The sequence below is a fragment of the Flavobacterium sp. genome, from assembly GCF_044371705.1.
GTDB lineage: Bacteria > Bacteroidota > Bacteroidia > Flavobacteriales > Flavobacteriaceae > Flavobacterium.
Genome location: NZ_JBILTE010000195.1, coordinates 1 through 4,704 on the forward strand (window position 1 = coordinate 1; position 4,704 = coordinate 4,704).

Annotated in this window: 5 protein-coding genes and 1 pseudogene; 4 read left to right on the forward strand and 2 right to left on the reverse strand. The window is 34.4% G+C overall.

Annotated features, from left to right (window positions below; translation table 11 throughout):
- The 4 genes and pseudogenes from ACIQ2S_RS11425 to ACIQ2S_RS11440 form a co-directional block, all read left to right on the forward strand.
- A pseudogene (locus tag ACIQ2S_RS11425) lies at positions 1-537 on the forward strand (3-dehydroquinate synthase); the annotation flags it as partial.
- Between the two features lie 291 nt (positions 538-828).
- Positions 829-2,229: an arginine decarboxylase gene (locus ACIQ2S_RS11430; protein ID WP_396176089.1), complete on the forward strand. Its 1,401-nt coding sequence runs from the start codon at positions 829-831 to the stop codon at positions 2,227-2,229.
- A gap of 89 nt (positions 2,230-2,318) precedes the next feature.
- Positions 2,319-3,293: a deoxyhypusine synthase family protein gene (locus tag ACIQ2S_RS11435; protein WP_396176091.1), complete on the forward strand. Its 975-nt coding sequence runs from the start codon at positions 2,319-2,321 to the stop codon at positions 3,291-3,293.
- 11 nt (positions 3,294-3,304) lie between these two features.
- On the forward strand, positions 3,305-3,748 hold the full coding sequence (locus ACIQ2S_RS11440; RefSeq protein WP_396176093.1) for a DNA primase: 444 nt from the start codon (positions 3,305-3,307) through the stop codon (positions 3,746-3,748).
- A gap of 56 nt (positions 3,749-3,804) precedes the next feature.
- Here the strand turns inward: ACIQ2S_RS11440 and ACIQ2S_RS11445 are convergent, their stop codons facing one another.
- The gene (locus ACIQ2S_RS11445) at positions 3,805-4,239 is read right to left on the reverse strand and encodes a type II toxin-antitoxin system VapC family toxin (RefSeq protein ID WP_396176095.1); all 435 of its coding nucleotides are present in this window, start codon (positions 4,237-4,239) and stop codon (positions 3,805-3,807) included.
- Between the two features lie 3 nt (positions 4,240-4,242).
- Positions 4,243-4,491, reverse strand: a complete 249-nt coding sequence (locus ACIQ2S_RS11450; RefSeq protein ID WP_396176097.1) for a DUF6364 family protein — start codon at positions 4,489-4,491, stop codon at positions 4,243-4,245.
- Positions 4,492-4,704 lie beyond the last annotated feature (213 nt).

Consider the following 4,704-nt stretch of genomic DNA (forward strand, 5'->3'; position numbering starts at 1 on the left):
GCGGAAATGTTGAAACACGGACTCATTTTTGACCAAAAATACTGGGAAAAACTGCAGCATTTAAGTCAGCTGACTACCGAAGATTTGGAGCAACTGATTTATGAATCGATTGTGATAAAAAATGCAATTGTTTTGCAAGACCCAACTGAAAACGGTATTCGAAAAGCACTAAATTTCGGGCACACATTGGGTCATGCCATTGAAAGTTATTTTCTAGAAGACAAAACAAAAAAAACCTTGCTTCATGGTGAAGCAATTGCCATTGGAATGATTTTGGAAAGTTATCTTTCGCTACAAAAAAGGTTCATCAAACCCGAAGAATACTTACAAATAAAAGCAACCCTACAATCATTGTATCCGATTGTTAGATTTACCGAAAATGATATCAAAAACGTGATGGAATTATTGATTCACGACAAAAAAAATGAACACGGAACCGTTCAATACGCATTATTGAATGGTATCGGAGGCACTAAAATTAATCAATTAATTGAAGATGAGTGGATTATCAGGTCATTTGTAGACTATCAATCATAATATTTTTTTAATACAAAGCCTTGTATTTGGTTTATAATATTTTTTACATTTGTTGCAATGAACAGAAACTCAAATAGTCAAAAACCGACTTCGGAAATTTTCGGAACTTCACAAACTTTTCAACGATTTTTGAAAAACTTAGAAGCACATGAAAGTATCGTAACTTTTGAAAGTTTTGAGTTTTCTAGATTGTATCACGAAAAACTGCAAATCATTTTTGCGAATATCAGGGTTTGAAATATAGATGAGTAGTTATTTTTCCTATCTTTAATCTATATATCTGACAACTAAATGAACACAAAATATTTCGACCTGATCAACCAAACCTTTTACTTCCCTCAGGAAGAATTCACTTTAAATAAAGACAACCTCCAGTTTCACAACATCGATTTGATGAAAATTGTGGAGCAATATGGCACACCGCTTAAATTCACTTATTTACCTCAAATTTCCAGCAACATCAACCGTGCAAAAGGTTGGTTTAGAAAAGCGATGGAAAAAAACAAGTACGATGCCAAATATTACTATTGTTATTGCACCAAGAGTTCGCACTTTAGTTTTATTATGAATGAAGCGTTTAAGAACAATATTCACATTGAAACTTCTTCTGCTTTTGACATTAATATCGTTGAGAATTTGATGGCTGAAGGCAAAATCAATAAAAATACGTATGTAATTTGTAACGGTTTTAAAAGAGAACAGTACATTGATAACATTGCCGGCTTGATTAATAAGGGCCATAATAAAACCATTCCGATTATTGATAATTATGAAGAATTGGATTTACTACAGGAGAAAATCGACGGTAAATTCAAAATCGGTATCCGTATTGCAGCCGAAGAAGAGCCAAAGTTCGAGTTTTATACCTCTCGTTTAGGCATTGGTTATAAAAATATCCTTCCTTTTTACAGAAAACAAATTGAAGAAAATAAAAAAGTAGAACTGAAAATGCTTCACTTTTTTATCAACACCGGAATCCGCGATACAGCCTACTACTGGAATGAACTTCTAAAATGTATGAAAGTTTATGTGGCTTTGAAAAAAGAATGTCCCACACTCGACAGTTTGAACATTGGCGGTGGATTCCCGATTAAAAACTCCCTGGCTTTTGAATATGATTACCAATACATGATTGATGAAATTATCAATCAAATCAAAATATCCTGTGAAGAAGCGGAGGTAGATGTCCCTAATATTTTTACCGAATTTGGTTCTTTTACCGTTGGCGAAAGTGGTGGAGCAATTTACCAAGTATTGTATCAAAAGCAACAAAACGATCGAGAAAAGTGGAACATGATTGATTCATCGTTCATTACTACTTTACCTGACACTTGGGCCATAAACAAACGTTTTGTGATGTTGGCCATCAACCGATGGAATGATACTTACGAACGCGTATTGCTAGGCGGCTTGACGTGCGACAGCGACGATTATTACAACTCGGAACAAAATATGAATGCGGTTTATTTACCAAAATACAACAAAGAAAAACCGTTGTATATTGGTTTCTTTAACACCGGAGCCTACCAGGAAACGATTGGAGGTTTTGGAGGATTGCACCACTGTTTGATTCCGCAACCCAAACATATCCTAATCGATCGTGATGAAAACGGAATTTTAGCCACCGAAGTGTTCTCTGAACAGCAAAGTGCCGAAGACGTTTTATCTATTTTAGGGTACGACAAAAAATAGTTATTTTGCAAAAAAAAAGAATTTGTCTTTTCAGAAAAATAGTTTTTCTTTGAGCCGATATTTATAGTATATTATTTAAGAAACAAAAAATGAGTAAAGGACCTATCAGTCAATTTATTGAGAAAAATTATCTTCATTTCAATGCCGCTGCATTGGTTGATGCTGCCAAAGGATATGAGCAACATCTCCTTGAAAACGGCAAAATGATGATTACGCTTGCCGGTGCAATGAGTACTGCTGAGCTTGGAAAATCGTTAGCAGAAATGATCAGACAAGACAAGGTACACATCATTTCATGTACGGGAGCTAACTTGGAAGAAGATATCATGAATTTGGTCGCTCATAATTCCTATAAAAGAGTTCCCAATTACCGCGATTTGAGTCCGCAGGAAGAATGGGATTTACTAGAGAATCATTACAATAGAGTTACAGACACTTGTATTCCAGAAGAAGAAGCCTTCCGAAGATTACAATCACATTTATTTGATATTTGGAACAATGCCGATTCAAAAGGAGAACGTTATTTCCCGCATGAATTTATGTACCAAATGATTAATTCAGGTGTTTTAAAACAATACTACGAAATTGACCCGAAAGATTCATGGATGGTTGCTGCGGCTGAGAAAAATTTACCAATTGTAGTTCCCGGATGGGAAGACAGCACGATGGGGAACATTTTTGCCTCATACTGCATCAAAGGTGAGTTCAAACCTACTACCATGAAAAGCGGTATTGAATACATGATGTGGTTGGCCGATTGGTACCCGAAAAATTCAACCGGAAAAGGTGTGGGTTTCTTCCAAATTGGAGGAGGTATTGCCGGAGATTTTCCTATTTGTGTGGTGCCGATGTTGTATCAGGATATGGAAATGCATGATGTGCCATTTTGGAGTTACTTCTGCCAGATTTCTGATTCAACTACCAGTTACGGTTCCTATTCCGGAGCAGTTCCTAATGAAAAAATTACTTGGGGTAAATTAGACATTCACACGCCTAAATTTATTATTGAATCGGATGCTACGATTGTTGCACCATTAATTTTTGCTTACTTACTTGATTTATAATTGATTTTTTTATGAGAAGAATTATTGTTGATTATGCCAAACTGACGAATGATATCTTGTCTATGCTTGTGGAAAAATTTCCGGAAGGCTATGAAGATTCTGATATTATTCGCTTTAGAAATGCCCAAAATGAACTTATTGAAGCGGTGGAAGTTCGCACCGAAGACACTATTTATTTAGTAAAAGTGAGTAAAAAACTGGCTACACGAATTGAAAATTTTGAAGACGATGAAGATATCGACGTAGAAGTGGAAACAATTGCACCGGTAAAAGGTTTGGATTTAGACGATGATATTGATGAAGTAGATGTAGATGAAGACGATGACGATGCCCCTTCTGATGACGACACAGAAATAGATTTATTAAAAGATGCCGGAGGTTCAGACGACGACGAGGATGATGAAGATGATACCGACGAACCATCGAATGAAGATGATGAAGACGAAGATTATTAAAAATAGAAGGAGCTCAATTGAGCTCCTTTTTTATTGTATTTTAAATTGAATACAATCTACAAATGTTTTTTTACAATCGCTCTCATTTTTAAATAGTTTTCAGGAGTTAAGACGCCTAGCGTACTTTTTCTATAGTCTTTTGTGTTTCTTGTAACTATACAATCGATTGTGTCATTTATTTCTGCTGCATAATTTTGCAATGCATCTTCAAAATCTTTGAATTCTGAATGTAGTGCCTGAAGTATGGATTCTTTATTAATAACCAGTATTTCAGTGAATGAAACTAACATTTTCAATTTTTCAATAACCTTTTCGTGTGTAGCCGATTGACGCAAAAGATAATAAACATTACTGAGAATAACAGGCGTGATATAGCCTGTAATTTCTTTTGATTCGCACAAGGATAAAATCTGAGCAGCATTTTCCGAAAACGGTTCTCTATCAAAAAAGAAATCTAAAATAACATCGGAATCCAGTAAAACTTTTGACATTGCTTATAAATGTTTTTCAGATAAAGCTTTTGTTAATTCCTTTTTATAATCAAAATTTTTAGGTGTACTAAATGAACCTTTTAATGATTTTACCATCGGCGTTAATTCAATGGGATTTGAATTGGGCTGATTTGTTAAAACTTTTAAATAATTTTCAATTATATCAGATAAACTGCGGTCTTTATCCTTTGCATACTTTTTAGCTTTTGCAATTACGGACTCTTCAATAGTTAAAGTAAGTTTTGTGTTCATGATACATATAATTAAAAGATATACGAATTTAAAAAAAATATTTTGCACGTGCAAATTATATTTAAATCACACGTGTAATATACTGCTTTAAAATAGTACTAACAAAGAGTAAAATCAGCACAAATACCTCTCTAAAATAACGTTAACATGATGTTTCTGATGACCCAAAATAATACAACCAATCGCACGTACTGAAACCGGTTTTTCGGAAGC

Coding starts and splice junctions, on each gene's coding strand:
- ACIQ2S_RS11450 (WP_396176097.1), bottom strand. CDS start 4,491: ATGAACACAAAACTTACTTTAACTATTGAAGAGTCCGTAATTGCAAAA.
- ACIQ2S_RS11440 (WP_396176093.1), top strand. CDS start 3,305: ATGAGAAGAATTATTGTTGATTATGCCAAACTGACGAATGATATCTTG.
- ACIQ2S_RS11445 (WP_396176095.1), bottom strand. CDS start 4,239: ATGTCAAAAGTTTTACTGGATTCCGATGTTATTTTAGATTTCTTTTTT.
- ACIQ2S_RS11430 (WP_396176089.1), top strand. CDS start 829: ATGAACACAAAATATTTCGACCTGATCAACCAAACCTTTTACTTCCCT.
- ACIQ2S_RS11435 (WP_396176091.1), top strand. CDS start 2,319: ATGAGTAAAGGACCTATCAGTCAATTTATTGAGAAAAATTATCTTCAT.